Consider the following 14,843-nt stretch of genomic DNA (forward strand, 5'->3'; position numbering starts at 1 on the left):
GATCCAGGCGGGCATCGTGTTCGACCAGTTCGTCGTGCAGCTCGGCGAGCAACTCTCGCATCCGCCCCGGCAGGCCGTTCCCCGCATCCGCCAGCACCGTCTGGATCAGTCGGCGGGTTGCCGCGACACCCAGGCACGGTTCGACCAGACCGAACTCGCCCAGCAGGCCACGGATCTCGTTGACCAGCGCGGTGCGCGCGCGAATCAACCGGCTCCTGATCCGGTGCAGGGCCTGGTTGGCCTGCTGCTCGGCACTCTTCACCTCGACGTAGCGCATGTTCGGGCGGCTGGCTGCCTCGCAGATCGCCTCTGCGTCGTTGGCATCGTTCTTGCCACTCTTGACGTAGGGTTTGACGAACTGCGGGGCTATCAGCCGCACTTCGTGCCCCAGCACGCGCAGCTCGCGTGCCCAGTAGTGCGCGCTACCGCAGGCCTCCATGGCAATCAGACAAGGCTCGAGCTGGCGGAAGAAGTCGAGCATCTGTGCGCGCTTGAGTTGTTTGCGGCAGATCACCTGCTCGTGGTTGTCAACGCCGTGAACCTGGAACACCTGCTTTGCCAAATCGATGCCGATTCGCTTAAGTTTCATGGTGACTCCCTCCTCCGGTGACTGCTGTTTTCAGCAACTTCAGTCTGGCGCATTGACGCCGTTAGGAGGAGGGAGTCCATTTCATTGCCCTACCCTACGCCCGGACCTTGTCGCAGGGTGAGTCTCGCCCTACTCCACCCCGCCGCCGAGCGCCTTGAACAGACCGATCTCGCTGCCCAACTGGGCCAGGCGGGTGTCGATCAGCCGCTGGCGGCTGACGAACAGCTGGCGCTGGGCGTCGAGCAGGGTCAGCTGGCTGTCGACGCCGGTGCGGTAGCGGGTCTCGGCCAGGCGGTAGTACTCGGCGCTGGCCTCGACCAGATCGCGCTGCGCCTGCAGCTGCTGCTGGTAGGTGCCGCGCGCCGCCAGACCGTCGGCGACTTCGCTGAAGGCGACCTGGATGGCCCGCTCGTACTGCGCCACCTGGACCTCCTTCTGCAGCCGGCTGTAGTCGAGATTGGCCTTGAGGCGGCCGGCGGTGAAGATCGGCAGGTTGATCTGCGGCTGGAACAGCCAGGTGCCGCTGCCGCCATCGAACAGGCCGGACAACTGGCTGCTGGTGGTGCCGCCCCTAGCGGTCAGGCTGATGCTGGGGAAGAAGGCCGCCCGCGCCGCACCGATGTCGGCGTTGGCCGCCTTCAGCGCGTGCTCGGCCTGGAGGATGTCCGGGCGGCGCTGCAGCAGCTCGGAAGGCAGCCCCACCGGCAGCTCGGCGAGCAGCGGCTGATCCAGCGCCTGCGCGGCCGGCAGGTCGGCCGGCATGCCACTGCCGAGCAGCAGCTGCAGGGCGTTGCCGTCCTGGGCGACCAAGCGGGTGTACTGGGCGACGCTGACCCGCGCGCCCTCCACCGCGGTGCGCGACTGCTGCAGCTCCAGCGCCGAAGCCACGCCGACGTCGAAGCTGCGCCGGGTCAGCTTGTAGCTCTGCTCGTAGGTCTGCAGGGTCTCCTGACTGAGCTTGAGCTGCGCCGCGTCGGCCTGCAGGGTCAGCCAGGCGTTGGCCACGCTGGCTACCAAACTGATCTGCGTACCACGGCGCGCCTGCTCGGTGGCGAAGTACTGCTCCAACGCCGCCTGGCTCAGGCTGCGCAGGCGGCCGAACAGGTCCAGCTCCCAGTCGGTGACGCCAAGGGTGGCGCCGTACTCGCCGTTGGTCTCGGCCTGGCCGGTGCGCGTCAGATCGGCCGGCAGACGCTGGCGGGTGCCGCTGCCGCGGGCATCGACCTGCGGGAACAGCTCGGCGCGCTGGATGCGGTACAGCGCCTGGTAGGCCTCGACGTTCAGCGCCGCCACGCGCAGGTCGCGGTTGTTGTCCAGCGCCGTCGCGATCAGCCGCTGCAGTGCCGGATCGCGGAAGTAGTTGCGCCACTCGGGCAGCACGGCCCCGGCCGTGCCGACCTCGTTGTAGGCCGCGCCCTGCGGCCATGCCACGGCCACCGGCGCGGCGGGGCGCTGGTAGTCGGGAATCAGCGAACAGCCACCCAGCGCCAGGGCCATGCTCAGGGTCAGGATCGACTTGTTCACTGCGCGGACTCCTTCTCGGCCTGCACCGCCGGTTTGCGTTTGCGCTCGCCACCCGAGCAGACCAGCACATAGAACAGCGGCACCCAGAACACCGCCAGCACGGTGGCGGTCAGCATGCCGCCGATCACCCCGGTGCCGATGGCGTGCTGGCTGCCCGAGCCGGCACCGCTGGAAATCGCCAGCGGCAGCACGCCGAGGATGAAGGCCAGCGAGGTCATGATGATCGGGCGCAGACGCATGCGGCTGGCCTCGATCGCCGCGTCCAGCAGGCTCATGCCCTGCTCGTGCAGCTCCTTGGCGAACTCGACGATGAGGATGGCGTTCTTCGCCGCCAGGCCGACGGTGGTCAGCAGGCCGACCTGGAAGTACACGTCGTTGGACAGGCCGCGGCCATAGGTGGCCAGCAGCGCACCGACCACGCCGAGCGGCACCACCAGCATCACCGAGAGCGGGATCGACCAGCTCTCGTACAGCGCCGCCAGGCAGAGGAACACCACCAGCAGCGACAGCGCGTACAGTGCCGGCGCCTGGGAACCGGACAGGCGCTCCTCGTAGGACAGGCCGGTCCAGGACAGGCCGATGCCCGGCGGCAACTCGGCGGCGATCTTCTCGACCTCGGCCATCGCCTCGCCCGAGCTGTAGCCCGGCGCGGCGGCGCCGAGGATCTCGAGCGCGGGCACGCCGTTGTAGCGCGACAGCTTGGGCGGACCGTAGGTCCACTTGCCGCTGGCGAAGGCGCTGAACGGCACCATCTGGCCCCGGTCGTTGCGCACGAACCACTTGTTCAGGTCCTCCGGGTTCATCCGCGCATCGGGCTGGCCCTGCATGAACACCTTCTTCACCCGACCGCGGTCGATGAAGTCGTTGACGTAGTTGCCGCCCCAGGCAATCGACAGGGACTGGTTGATCTCGGCCAGCGACACGCCCTGGACGCGGGCCTTCTCGTCGTCGATCAGCAGCTGGAACTGCGGCTCGTCGCGCAGGCCGTTGGGACGCACCCCGGCCAACTTGGGATTCTTCGCCGCCAGCCCGAGGAACTGGTCGCGCGCCTGGGTCAGGGCCAGATGGCCGAGACCGGCACGGTCCTGAAGGAACACGTCGAAGCCGTTGGCGTTGCCCAGCTCCATCACCGCCGGCGGGGCGAAGGCGAACACCATGGCGTCGCGGAAGCCGAAGAAGCGCATCTGCGCGCGCTTGGCCAGCTCGAAGATGCCCTGCCCCGGCGCGCCGCGCTCGGCCCATGGCTTGAGGCCGATGAAGGCCATGCCCGAACTCTGGCCGCGGCCGGCGAAGTTGAAGCCGGTGATGGCGAATACCGAGCGGACCGTGTCCTTCTCCTCGGTCAGCAGGTAGTCGCGCATCTGACTGACCGCCTGGTAGGTGCGCTCGGCAGTGGAGCCGGCCGGCGTCTGTACCTGGGCGAACAGCACGCCCTGGTCCTCTTCCGGCAGGAAGGCGGTGGGGATGCGGGTGAACAGCAGGCCCATGCCGACCACGATGGCCACGTACACCAGCAGATAGGGCGCCTTGCGCTTGAGCACCGCTTTCACCCCGCGCTCGTAGCCCTGCACGCCGCGCTCGAAGTTGCGGTTGAACCAGCCGAAGAAGCCGCGCTTGACGTGATGCTCGCCCTTGGCGAGGGGCTTGAGCATGGTCGCGCACAGCGCCGGGGTGAAGATCAGCGCCACCAGCACCGACAGCGCCATGGCCGAGACGATGGTGATGGAGAACTGCTTGTAGATCACCCCGGTGGAGCCGCCGAAGAACGCCATCGGCACGAAAACCGCCGACAGCACCAGGGCGATGCCGATCAGCGCGCCCTGGATCTGGTCCATGGACTTGCGCGTCGCCTCCAGCGGCGACAGCCCCTCCTCGCTCATCACCCGCTCGACGTTTTCCACCACCACGATGGCGTCGTCCACCAGCAGGCCGATGGCCAGCACCATGGCGAACATGGTCAGGGTGTTGATGCTGAAGCCGAACGCCGCCAGCACGCCGAAGGTGCCGAGCAGCACCACCGGCACCGCCAGGGTCGGGATCAGCGTGGCGCGGAAGTTCTGCAGGAACAGGTACATCACCAGGAACACCAGCACGATGGCTTCGGCCAGGGTCTGCACCACACCCATGATCGACGCCGAGATCACCGGCGTGGTGTCGTAGGGCACCTCGAGCTTGACGCCCGGCGGGAAAAACTTCTGCAGCTCGCCGAGGGTCGCGCGTATCGCCGCGGCGGTTTCCAGCGCGTTGGCCCCGGTGGCCAGCTTGATCGCGATCCCCGAGGCCGGCTTGCCGTTGTACTCGGAGCTGATGCTGTAGTTCTCGCCGCCCAGCTCGACGCGGGCGACGTCGCCCAGACGCACCTGCGAGCCGTCGGCGTTGACCTTGATGAGGATTTTTTGGAACTGCTCGGTGGTCTGCAGGCGGGTCTTGCCGATGATGGTGGCGTTGAGCTGCTGCCCGGCCACCGCCGGCAGGCCGCCGAGCTGACCGGAGGAAATCTGCACGTTCTGCGCCTGGATCGCGCTCTTCACATCCACCGGGGTCAGCTGGAAATTGTTCAGCTTGGCCGGATCCAGCCAGATGCGCATCGAGTACTGCGCACCGAACACCTGGAAGTCACCCACCCCCTTGGTCCGCGACAGCGGGTCCTGGATGTTGGCGACGATGTAGTCGCTCAGATCATTGCGGCTCAGGCTGCCGTCTTCCGACACCAGGGCGACCACCATCAGGAAGTTCTTCACCGCCTTGGTCACCCGGATGCCCTGCTGCTGGACCTCCTGCGGCAACAGCGGCGTGGCCAGCTGCAGCTTGTTCTGCACCTGCACCTGGGCAATATCCGGGTTGGTGCCCTGGTTGAAGGTCGCCGTGATGGTCATGCTGCCGTCGGAGTTGCTCTCCGAGGAGATGTAGCGCAGCCCGTCTATCCCGTTGAGCTGCTGCTCGATCACCTGCACCACGGTGTCCTGCACCGTCTGCGCCGAAGCACCCGGGTAGATGACCTGAATGCCCACCGCCGGCGGAGCGATGCTCGGGTACTGGTTGATCGGCAGCTTGAGGATCGACAGCCCCCCGGCCAGCATGATCACCAGGGCGATCACCCAGGCGAAGATCGGCCGATCGATAAAGAATCTAGACATCAGCGAATCCCCTTAACGGCCCTGCACGGGCGGCTGCCCGACCTGAGCGCCGGCCGGCTTCTGCTCCGCGGCCTTGGCCGGTGCGCCCAGCGCCGGCACGTTGTTCGCCGGCTGCACCTGCACCTCGACACCCGGCTTGACGAACTGCAGGCCCTCGGTGATCAGACGGTCGCCGGCCTTGAGCCCCTCGCTGACCAGCCAGGCACTGCCGGCGGTACGCTCGGCCTTGAGAATGCGCACCTCGACCTTGTTCTCGGCATTGACCACCATCGCCGTGGCCTCACCCTTGGCATTGCGCGTCACCCCCTGCTGCGGCGCGAGGATCGCCGCGCTCTTGCTGCCCGCCTGCAACTGCGCGCGGACGAACATGCCCGGCAGCAGCACCTGCTCGGGGTTGGGGAATACCGCGCGCAGCGTCACCGAACCGGTGCCCTGGTCCACCGACACCTCGGAGAACTCCAGACGACCGTCATGGGCATAGGCGCTGCCGTCCGGCAGGGTCAGACTTACCTTGGCCGCATTGGCGCCGACCTTTTCCAGCTGCCCGCTGGCCAACTCGCGGCGCAGGCGCAGCAGCTCGCTGGCCGGCTGGGTCACGTCGACGTAGATCGGGTCGAGCTGCTGGATTTCCGCCAGCGCCGTGCTCTGCCCGTTGCTCACCAGCGCACCTTCGGTGACGGCCGAGCGGCCGATGCGCCCGCCGATCGGCGCCAGCACCTTGGTGTAACGCACATCGATGCGCGCCTTTTCCAGCGCCGCCTCGGCCTGCAGCTGGGCGGCCCGCGCCTCGTCGTACTGCTGGCGACTGACCGCCTGATCGGCCACCAGCACCTTGTAGCGCTCGGCCAGCGAGCGGCTCGACAGCACGCTGGCCTCGGCACTCTTCAGCGTCGCCTCATAGGTCGCCGGATCGATCTGGTACAGCTGCTGCCCGGCCTTGACCTCGCTGCCTTCCTTGAACAGGCGCTTGTGCACAATGCCATCGACCTGCGGCCGCACTTCGGCCACCCGGTACGCGGCGGTGCGCCCGGGCACCTCGGTGGTCAGGGTGAACGGCTGCGCCTCGAGGGTCACCACGCCTACCGCGGGGGCCGGGCGGGCCTGCGGAGCGGCCGCCTCTTTCTGGCAACCAGCCAACAGCAGAAGCGACAGCAGGGCAGCCGTGCCCAGCGTCGCGCGTGTGGATACGCTATTCATCGGAAAGCCTCGAAGTTTCGTGTGCACGGGCAAGAGAAGAAGTATGGGGGAGATGAAATCTCCGATGCTGCCCAATATACTTACATTCGCGACTGTTTGTAAGATCGCGAATATTACAACTTTCGGGTAACACAACAAATCACGGACCGAATGTACCCGGCCAACCCTGCCGCCACCGACACCGCTCGCACCGCCAGCCTCATCCTGCCGGTGCACGCACGTCCGGATGCCAGCGACGAACCTGCCACGACCGGCTCAGAGAACCCCGATGGCCCGCAGAACAAAAGAAGAAGCCGAAATCACCCGCCAGCAGATCCTCGACAGCGCCGAGCGCGTGTTCGCCGCCAAGGGCGTGGCCCACACCACCATGGCCGACATCGCCGTCGATGCCGGCGTTTCGCGCGGCGCCCTGTACTGGCACTTCACCAGCAAGACCGACATTTTCCATGCCATGTTCATCCGCCAGCATGACGCCAACAAGGTCGTCTGCGCCGCGGCCCGCAACCCCGAGGAAGCTGACCCGCTGAGCCAGATGCGCAGCATCCTCAGCCATTTCCTGCGCAAGGTGGTGGACGATCCGCAGCAGCGCCGGGTCAGCGAAATCCTTCACCACAAGTGCGAACTGGCCGGCGAACAGGCCGACCTGCGCCAGCACCTGCAGGCCACCGGCGACGAGATCGACCAGGACATCGCTCTGTCCCTGCGCAACGCCGTGCAGCGCGGCCAGCTGCCTGCCGACCTCGACCTGCGCCGCGCCGCCATCGCCATGCATGCCTACATCCACGGCCTGATCGACAACTGGCTGCTGCGCCCCGACAGCTACCCCCTCGAGCGCGAGGCCGAAGCCCTGGTGGATGCCCTGCTCGACATGCTCAGATACAGCCCGGCGTTGCGGCATAAGCCATAGGTTCAGCCGACAAATACCTGCTGCCGATGCCAGGCGAGGAACTCGACGCTGGGCATGAAGCGCTCGGGTAGCTCGATCTGCCGGCCGGCCAGCGGCCAGAGCACCTCGCGGACGAAGGGCTCGTCGCGCTGGCGCAATTGTTCGGCGAGCGTGATGGTAAAGTCGTCCTCAAGGGTCATCAGCCCCTGATCGAACGCCCGGTCGTGCAAGGCCGACAGGCACAGGCCATTGGCCGGGTTCAGGCGATTGGCCTGGTCCGCACGCCAGGGCACGATATGGCTGGCCAGCAACAAGCGCGGCTCGGCCAGCCCCGACATGCAGCAGCGGCCGCGATAGCTGCTGAGCACCGCGCGGCGGAAGAACTGCTGCTTGATGCGCTGCTCGACCAGCACCTGGCGGGTGGCGCCGGTGAAATCATCCAGCGCCAGCCCGTCGCCGGCCTCATCCAGGTCGTCAGCCGGCATGCTGTGTTCGCGGCGCAAGGCGGCGAGCAGGCCGGCGCACTCCAGCGCCAGCCCTTCCCAGTCGGAATGGAACTGCGCCCAGATGGCTTTATCCAGGTTGGAAGCCCCAGTCAGCCCCTTGCGCCCGCTGGCGGTAATCACCGGATCGAGGCTGGCCAAATTGCTCAGCTTGTACGCCACCGCCCCCGGTGAGCGACCAATCAGCCCGGCCAGCTCGATCACTTGCGAAGTTCGCTGATCCAGGCGGCCGAAGGGCAGCTGGCAATACAAATGCAGCGCCAGCTTGACGTGATCTGCCGGCCATAAATCCTTGCGCATACTGCCGCCTCCCTGCTGATTGCGACGACTTACATAGTTCAGTTGAGCAATTCGAATACCACGCTCATCGGCGCACTTCCGCTATGGCTGCGGTAGCGCACCGGGCCGTGATAGATGAAGGGCACAGCCTTCCCTTTCTGCTTTCCATCCTCGCGAATGAACAGGTGAATACTCAGCCCGAGCTTTTCATGCTCGATGATTTCCCGGCCACGCTTGCTTTCCGGCGTCGTTGCATTCTGGCTTTGCCAGTGAAAGGTGCGCTCGTCGATCCAGTGATCCAGATATCGGTGCTCTTCGGTCTTGCCCTGCTTGTTCAAAGTCACCAGCAATACGTGGGCTTTAGCCTCGCGCAGAAACACATGCCCGACATTCCAACTACCGGTATTGAACTCCACGCCGAACAGCGGCGGAATCTCCTCGCGCATCAGCCGCTGGCCCACCGCCATTTCCAGCGGATCGAGCACTGCCCTGAGGCGGGCAAAGGTGCGCAGTTGCTCGCGCAACTCCTCGGTCACCGGCATATCGGCGTAGTCGGGGTTGTTGGCGCGCAGCACATAGCTGCCATCGCGCTCCTTGAGGATGACCCGTAGCAGGTATTGGTTGTCGCCGGCACCGTCCTGGCGCTCGATGGCCATGATCGAGCCGGTGATGGAGCCCGCGCTGCTCGGGTTAATCTGCTCCAGCAACAGATAGTCGCCATCGTGGATGGGATTTTTGCCACCATTCATCGAGTTGCCCGAGGCGCGGGCGATGAAGTGGCGGGCCGGATCGAGGCGGCCGTGGCCTTCGCCGAGAAATCGGTACTCCTCGCAATCGGCCGTGCCGGTCTTGAAGTGGCCGCAAGCGATTTTCAGGTTGGGGAAGAACGGCAGTTCGGTGCCAGGGCGCTCGATCGGGACGGGCGGATGCCCAGCTTTCTCAGACACCACGTAGGCTGCCAGCCGGTAGTCCACCAACTCCTGCAGCCACTCGGCAAATGTCTCGCGGTGCGCCTCGGCAACCGCCCGCGTGGGGCACATCGCTTCGCCGTCGATACGAAAAAACACCTGCTCACCGGGTTTGCGCTGAGCGCCCGTCCAGGCGGCGACGGGATGGTCCAGCCAGTGACGTTGCCACGGCGCATCCACACCGCTATTTCCCTGACGCAACGCTGCCGGCAGATCGGCCAGCAACCCGCGGCGGCGCTGCAGCGTCTGCCAACCGCGCGCGGCTAAGGCGCTCAGCGGCGGCGCCACGCGCCAGCCGTCCAGCTCCTGAAAAGCCTCCAGCAAGAGGATCTCGAGGCTGCCGGCGACTTTGCGCACCTCGACTTCCGCCAGCAGCTCCTGCTGGGCGCTCAGCACCTCGCATTCGCTTGCAGTCAGATCGCCCATCGCCTCGACCAGCGCGAACCAGGAACCGAACTGCTGGCGCATCTCGCGCAGGCTGGCGCCGAAGCGATAGAACTCGCTAAGGCTCGGCCGCCGTCCCAGGCCTTCACGCAGCGCCTGGTAATCCTTCTGCACGCCCTCGCCATCCAGGGCCTTGAGGAATTCGATCAGTTGCAGGTCGTAATTGATGAAACAGCCGTCCGGCAATTCCAGGCGATGATCTTCGGCCGCACGCGCATAGTCGGCCAATTGCCGATGGTTCATGCTGCGGCCCATCAGCGCCTGCGGCTTGTGCAGGAAGCTCTGGTGATTACCGATAAAGTCGAGCACCACCAACTGCTCTTTACCCTGAGCTTTGCGCAGACCACGACCCAATTGCTGCAAAAAGAGGATTTTCGATTCGGTCGGACGCAGCATCATCACCGTATCTATGGCCGGCAGATCGACGCCTTCGTTGAACAGGTCCACCGAGAAGATCGTTTGTAGCCGACCGTCAGCCAATTGCTCCAATGCTTCGCCACGCGACAACGGGGAGGTGGCATATACCGCCGCGGCCCGTACCCCCTGCTGCTGGAAATACTCGGCCATGAACTCGGCATGACGAATCGACACGCAGAACGCCAGCGTCTTGCTCTGTGCGTGGCTGCGCCAGGTTTTCAAGGCGTGCCGGGCACGACTCAGGGTCGCCAATTTGCTGCTCAGTTGCGAGGGGTCGAAACGGCCGTTGCGCCAGGGGATTTCCGCGTAATCCACGCTGTCGTCGAACACCCCGTAATAGTGGAACGGCGCGAGCAACTGGCTGTGGATGCCGGCGAACAAGTCGCGGGTGAACACCAGGTTGTCGTCGCACAGGGAAAGAATATCCGACTGGTCGGTGCGATCCGGCGTGGCGGTCAGGCCGAGCAGGAAGCTCGGCGCAAAGTGGTTGAGCAGGCGGTGATAGGTCGGCGCGGCGGCATGGTGGAATTCGTCGATCACCACGTAATCGAAGTGCTGCGGTGCGAAGCGCTCGAGATGGGCGACGCGCCCCAGGGTCTGCACCGAAGCGCAGAGCACATCCACCTGGCTATCGCGCTGCTGACCCCGATAGAAACCAACCCGCGCAGTCGGCCGAATGCGCAAGAAGGTTTCCGCCGCCTGATTGAGGATCTCCTCGCGATGGGCGACAAACAGCACCCGCCGCGCGCCGAACTGCTCGGCATCGAAGGCGGCCAGCCAGGTCTTGCCCAGGCCGGTGGCAAGCACCACCAGGCCGCGGCGGTAGCCCTCGGCGCGACTATCCAGCAGGGCCTGCAGCGCCTCGACCTGGATGGCGCTCGGCTGTGGTGGTGGCTCCTGCTCCTGACTCCCCGACGCAATCGCCCGCGGCGGCGGGATGCGCCGGGCTTCGTAGGCGTCGATCCAGGCATCGGACAGCGGCCTGGCCCGCGGGTGGGCGAACAACTCGTCGAAACGCCGGCGCGCCTCGAGAAAACCCGCATCGCCCGGATAGTCGATGCGGTAGTTCCACTCCAGGCCATCCTGCAGCGCCTGGCGGCTGATATTGCTGGAGCCGATAAAGGCCTGGCCACGCAGTTGGCCTTGCCCATCCGTAGCGGCGAACAGGTAAGCCTTGATATGGAAGCTGCTGCCGGCGCTTTCATAGACGCGCACCTCGGCGCCCTGCTCTTGCAGCAGCATCAAGCGGCGCAGCGCGTCTGGATCGGTGATGTCGAGATAATCGCTGGTGATGATGCGCAGCCGCGCCGCTTCCCCTGCCGCCGCGGCCTCGTCGCTGCGCGTCAGCGCGCCCAGCAAGTCCGGCAACAACAGGCGCAGGCCGGTGCTTTTGACGAAGGCCACCGCCATGTCGATTTCGCTGGCGGCGTTGATCGCCGCGCACAGGTGCGGCAGGAAATGATCGGCTTCGCCGCCGGTGACCAAGCGTGCCGGCGCGCTGACGGCGCTGACGCTGCCGTGCTCGGAAGGGTCCCACTTATCGTTCACGCATCACGTCCTTGCCCTGCCGCTCTCCCATCGAGCGGCCATGCTATCACTCCGCCAGCGCCTAGATCCCCGCCACCCGCTCCCTCTGCGCCGCGATGCAACGGATGCCGACGGCCAACCTGGAAGCCATCCACAGCTGCAGCCCGGCGCGTCCCTCTTGCCTGCCCGGCGCACATGGCCAACACTCGCAGCAAGCGGTGGTGCCCAGCTGCACCACCTCGTTCAATCCAGGAAAATGTGAGCACTAGCATGTCGGACAGAACAGGCAGCACTGCCAGCTACAGGCAGCGCGAATCGGGGTACCGGGACAAGGCCCTGAAGATGTATCCGTGGGTTTGCGGACGCTGCGCGCGGGAATTCGCCTATTCCAACCTGAGCCAGCTGACGGTCCACCATATCGACCACAATCACGACAACAATCCGGCCGATGGCAGCAACTGGGAGTTGTTGTGCCTGTACTGCCACGACCACGAGCATTCCAAGTATTCGATCTACAACGGCGAAAACGGCAGCGCGGTGATTCCCGGCGAAAAATCGCCGCAGGTGAAGCACAATCCGTTCGCCAATCTGAAGTCGCTGATCGACGAAAAGAAGTAACTCGTCGAGCCACCGCCGCCCCCCGGCCGCGGTCGCCCCGTGGCACCGAACCCCCTCGCCACCCGGCTGGATTTCCCGCTGGGCCGGCGGCGCTCCTGCTAACATGCGCGCCAACCAGAATGACCAGGAAAATTCCCATGCAAGAACACGAAAAGCCCCTCGACGAAGCCGAAATCGACGAACTGAACGAGCTGCTGTTCAGCTACTCGGAAAAGGCCGAGCAGGAACATGGCAAGGAAGGCGAGGAGGTGGATTGCATATTCAGCATCTCCGAGCTGGACGGTTTCCTCACCGCCGTGCTGACCGGCCTCAATCCTATTTCGCCGTCGGAATGGTTGCCGGCGCTGTGGCGCGGCAAGCTGCCGAAGTTCGAATCGGAAGCCGAGTTGCAGAAACTCACCGACCTGCTGATGCGCCACATGAATGCTCTGGCCAACAGCCTGTTCGAGGATCCGGACAGCTTCGCACCGATCTTCGAGATCGGCGAAGACGAAGACGATGTACTGGTCGACGAGTGGTGCTACGGCTACATGCGCGGCGTGGAGCTGCGCAACAACGACTGGCAGGCCCTGCGCGACCAGCAGCCGGAACTGCTGCTGCCGTTCATGCTGCTGAGCGGCGCCTACTCGCTGGAAGACGGCGAGGAAGTATCCGATGAAGATATCGCCGAGATGAGCGACAACCTGCCGGACCTGGTGTTTGCCGTGCGCGATTTCTGGCTGGCCGAGGCGGAGAAGCCCAAGGCTCCGAAGACTGGCCGCAACGATCCGTGCCCGTGCGGCAGCGGCAAGAAGTTCAAGCAATGCTGCCTGCACTAAAGCGCCACTGAAACGCTCCACCCCGCTGCCCGCCGTCAATTCCACTACTATTTGAACTATTGACGGTGGGCAGCAGCCCCGATAAAAAGCACACGCTTATCCGCAGCGAAAAATAATAGGATGCAGGGATTGCACGGTTTTCGCTCATGCGGACTTTCTTATTGCAGACCCTTTATCTACATCCTGGAGACACTTGATGTCCAAACTGCTGGAATTTCGCAAGGCCGAACAAGCCCTCAGGGACCAACTGGCGCGACTGGAATCGCTCAAGCACGACACCGAACTGAAGCGCGAAATGGAGTTCGAAGACAAGCTCAAGGAATTGCTGCAGGAATACGGTTTCAAACTGCAGAATATCGTCGACATTCTGCAGCCGCAGCCCCTGCATATCGCGGAGCTGGATCTCCTGGCACAGGACAGCGGTCGTCGCGTTCGCAAGATCCAGATCTGGAAGAATCCGATCACCGGCGAAGTGCTGGAAACCAAGAGCGGCAACAACAAGACCCTCAAGGCCTGGAAGGCCGAACACGGCGAGAAGTTCGTCGCCAGCTGGCTGCAGAAGGACTGACGTCCGCCTGCCCTGATCGCTCCCATATTCCTCTATGGGAGCGGCCAATGCCGCGTGGCTCGCGCCAGAACGTGGCACGCTCATCCCCGCCCCTGCGACTCCCCCGCCTGTAGCCGGCCGACCGATTTTCTCGCACACTGCCGGCCATCCATACCGGTTCTGTCAGGGAGTGATCCGTGTCGCCTGCCGCCCTCCGCCGCCACCCTGCCCTCCTGCTGATGTTCCTGCCGCTCGTGCTGCTGGCGTTCCTCGCCTGGCGCCACTGGCAAGGCCCCCTGCTGCCCGGCTATCGGGTCGAGGCACGGCCACTGGTGCAGCGGGTGGTGGCCAGCGGCGAGGTCAGCAGCCAGTCGCTGGCGCGCATCGGCAGCGAGCTGACCGGGGTGATCAAGGCCCGCCATGTGCGCGAAGGCGATGCGGTGAAGCCGGGCGACCTGCTGCTGGAGCTCGACGACGCCGAGCAGCAGGCCAAGCTGCGCGAGGCCGAGGCGGCGCTGCGCCAGCTGATCGAATCCGAGCGCCCGCAGGCCAACGCGACCCTGCGCGAGAGCGAAAGCCTGCTGGCCCGCGCCACCCGCGAGCGCGAGCGCCGCGAGGCGCTGTTCGACCGCCAGCTGCTGGCCGCCGAAGTCCGCGACCAGGCCCGCCACAGCGAAACGGTGGCGCGCGCCGTCCGCGCCCGCGCGCGGCTCAACGCCAGCGCGCTGGCCGAGGGTGGCAGCGCCGAGCAGCAGCTGCGCCAGCGCCTGGTCCAGGCCCGCACGGCCCTGGACAAGACCAAGCTGCATGCCCAGGTCGCGGGCACCGTGCAGACCCGCAAGGTCGAGCCGGGCGACCTGGTGCGTCCCGGCGATACCCTGCTGGAGATCGCCCGCAGCGGCAGCCAGGAGATCCTCCTGCCGCTGGACGAGAAGAATCTCGCCCCGCTGGCCCTCGGCCAGGCCGCCCAGGTGGTCGCCGATGCCTGGCCCGAACGCGTGCTCGCCGCCCGCGTCAGCTACCTCGCCCCTGCCGTGGATACCGCGCGCGGTACCCTCGACGTGCACCTCGACCTCACCGAGCCGGCCGACTTCCTGCGCCAGGGCATGACCGTGTCGGTGAACATCGAGACGGCCCGCCGCGAACGCGCCCTGGTGATCGCCAACGACGCCCTGCAGGCCGTGCAGGGCAACCGCGCCGAGGTCCTGCGCGTGCGGGACGGCCGGGTCGAGCGGGTGGCGGTCAAGCTGGGCCTGCGCAGCACCAGCCTGAGCGAAGTGGTCGAGGGCCTGGCTGAAGGCGATCAGGTCCTCGCCGGCGCGGCCAGCGCCGGCCAGCGCGTGCGCCTGGCGCTGCAGGCCCTGCCGGCCGGCGTGGCGGAGTAGGCCG

The 14,843-nt window shown here is 65.8% G+C and carries 11 protein-coding genes; 5 read left to right on the forward strand and 6 right to left on the reverse strand.

Annotation, left to right across the window (positions count from 1 at the left end):
* From KRX52_RS14595 to KRX52_RS14610, 4 genes are all read right to left on the reverse strand, one after another.
* A partial coding sequence (locus KRX52_RS14595) for an IS110 family RNA-guided transposase (RefSeq protein ID WP_217682454.1) occupies positions 1–589 on the reverse strand: 589 nt, incomplete at its 3' end.
* 129 nt (positions 590–718) lie between these two features.
* Positions 719–2,113, reverse strand: a complete 1,395-nt coding sequence (adeC, locus tag KRX52_RS14600) for an AdeC/AdeK/OprM family multidrug efflux complex outer membrane factor (RefSeq protein ID WP_217682455.1) — start codon at positions 2,111–2,113, stop codon at positions 719–721.
* A complete protein-coding gene (locus tag KRX52_RS14605) occupies positions 2,110–5,250 on the reverse strand; it encodes an efflux RND transporter permease subunit (protein WP_217682456.1) in 3,141 nt (1,046 codons plus the stop codon). Before KRX52_RS14605 ends, adeC begins: the two co-directional genes overlap by 4 nt.
* 12 nt (positions 5,251–5,262) lie before the next feature.
* Positions 5,263–6,447, reverse strand: a complete 1,185-nt coding sequence (locus KRX52_RS14610; protein WP_217682457.1) for an efflux RND transporter periplasmic adaptor subunit — start codon at positions 6,445–6,447, stop codon at positions 5,263–5,265.
* Positions 6,448–6,715: 268 nt separating this feature from the next.
* Here KRX52_RS14610 and KRX52_RS14615 point away from each other — a divergent pair, with 268 nt between their 5' ends.
* Entirely contained in the window at positions 6,716–7,354 is a 639-nt protein-coding gene (locus KRX52_RS14615; RefSeq protein WP_217682458.1) for a TetR family transcriptional regulator, read from the forward strand.
* 2 nt (positions 7,355–7,356) lie between these two features.
* Here the strand turns inward: KRX52_RS14615 and KRX52_RS14620 are convergent, their stop codons facing one another.
* Both KRX52_RS14620 and KRX52_RS14625 read right to left on the reverse strand, forming a co-directional pair.
* Positions 7,357–8,136, reverse strand: a complete 780-nt coding sequence (locus tag KRX52_RS14620; protein ID WP_217682459.1) for an HNH endonuclease — start codon at positions 8,134–8,136, stop codon at positions 7,357–7,359.
* 38 nt (positions 8,137–8,174) lie between these two features.
* On the reverse strand, positions 8,175–11,492 hold the full coding sequence (locus tag KRX52_RS14625) for a DUF3427 domain-containing protein (protein WP_217682460.1): 3,318 nt from the start codon (positions 11,490–11,492) through the stop codon (positions 8,175–8,177).
* Positions 11,493–11,741: 249 nt separating this feature from the next.
* Between KRX52_RS14625 and KRX52_RS14630 the strand changes: the two genes are divergently transcribed.
* The 4 genes from KRX52_RS14630 (at position 11,742) to KRX52_RS14645 (ending at position 14,839) form a co-directional block, all read left to right on the forward strand.
* Positions 11,742–12,089: a YajD family HNH nuclease gene (locus KRX52_RS14630; RefSeq protein WP_217682461.1), complete on the forward strand. Its 348-nt coding sequence runs from the start codon at positions 11,742–11,744 to the stop codon at positions 12,087–12,089.
* A 137-nt stretch (positions 12,090–12,226) separates the two neighbouring features.
* The gene (locus KRX52_RS14635) at positions 12,227–12,907 is read left to right on the forward strand and encodes a UPF0149 family protein (RefSeq protein ID WP_217682462.1); all 681 of its coding nucleotides are present in this window, start codon (positions 12,227–12,229) and stop codon (positions 12,905–12,907) included.
* A 196-nt stretch (positions 12,908–13,103) separates the two neighbouring features.
* Entirely contained in the window at positions 13,104–13,475 is a 372-nt protein-coding gene (locus KRX52_RS14640) for a histone-like nucleoid-structuring protein, MvaT/MvaU family (RefSeq protein WP_217682463.1), read from the forward strand.
* 218 nt (positions 13,476–13,693) lie between these two features.
* The gene (locus KRX52_RS14645; protein ID WP_217682686.1) at positions 13,694–14,839 is read left to right on the forward strand and encodes an efflux RND transporter periplasmic adaptor subunit; all 1,146 of its coding nucleotides are present in this window, start codon (positions 13,694–13,696) and stop codon (positions 14,837–14,839) included.
* Positions 14,840–14,843 lie beyond the last annotated feature (4 nt).

Origin of the sequence: Geopseudomonas aromaticivorans (assembly GCF_019097855.1) — a bacterium.
GTDB classification, from domain to species: Bacteria; Pseudomonadota; Gammaproteobacteria; order Pseudomonadales; family Pseudomonadaceae; genus Geopseudomonas; species Geopseudomonas aromaticivorans.

What these genes read in the sequence shown, in the direction of transcription:
- KRX52_RS14605 (WP_217682456.1), bottom strand. Translation starts at nt 5,250, where the DNA reads ATGTCTAGATTCTTTATCGATCGGCCGATCTTCGCCTGGGTGATCGCC.
- KRX52_RS14610 (WP_217682457.1), bottom strand. Translation starts at nt 6,447, where the DNA reads ATGAATAGCGTATCCACACGCGCGACGCTGGGCACGGCTGCCCTGCTG.
- KRX52_RS14615 (WP_217682458.1), top strand. Translation starts at nt 6,716, where the DNA reads ATGGCCCGCAGAACAAAAGAAGAAGCCGAAATCACCCGCCAGCAGATC.
- KRX52_RS14620 (WP_217682459.1), bottom strand. Translation starts at nt 8,136, where the DNA reads ATGCGCAAGGATTTATGGCCGGCAGATCACGTCAAGCTGGCGCTGCAT.
- KRX52_RS14630 (WP_217682461.1), top strand. Translation starts at nt 11,742, where the DNA reads ATGTCGGACAGAACAGGCAGCACTGCCAGCTACAGGCAGCGCGAATCG.
- KRX52_RS14635 (WP_217682462.1), top strand. Translation starts at nt 12,227, where the DNA reads ATGCAAGAACACGAAAAGCCCCTCGACGAAGCCGAAATCGACGAACTG.
- KRX52_RS14640 (WP_217682463.1), top strand. Translation starts at nt 13,104, where the DNA reads ATGTCCAAACTGCTGGAATTTCGCAAGGCCGAACAAGCCCTCAGGGAC.
- KRX52_RS14645 (WP_217682686.1), top strand. Translation starts at nt 13,694, where the DNA reads ATGTTCCTGCCGCTCGTGCTGCTGGCGTTCCTCGCCTGGCGCCACTGG.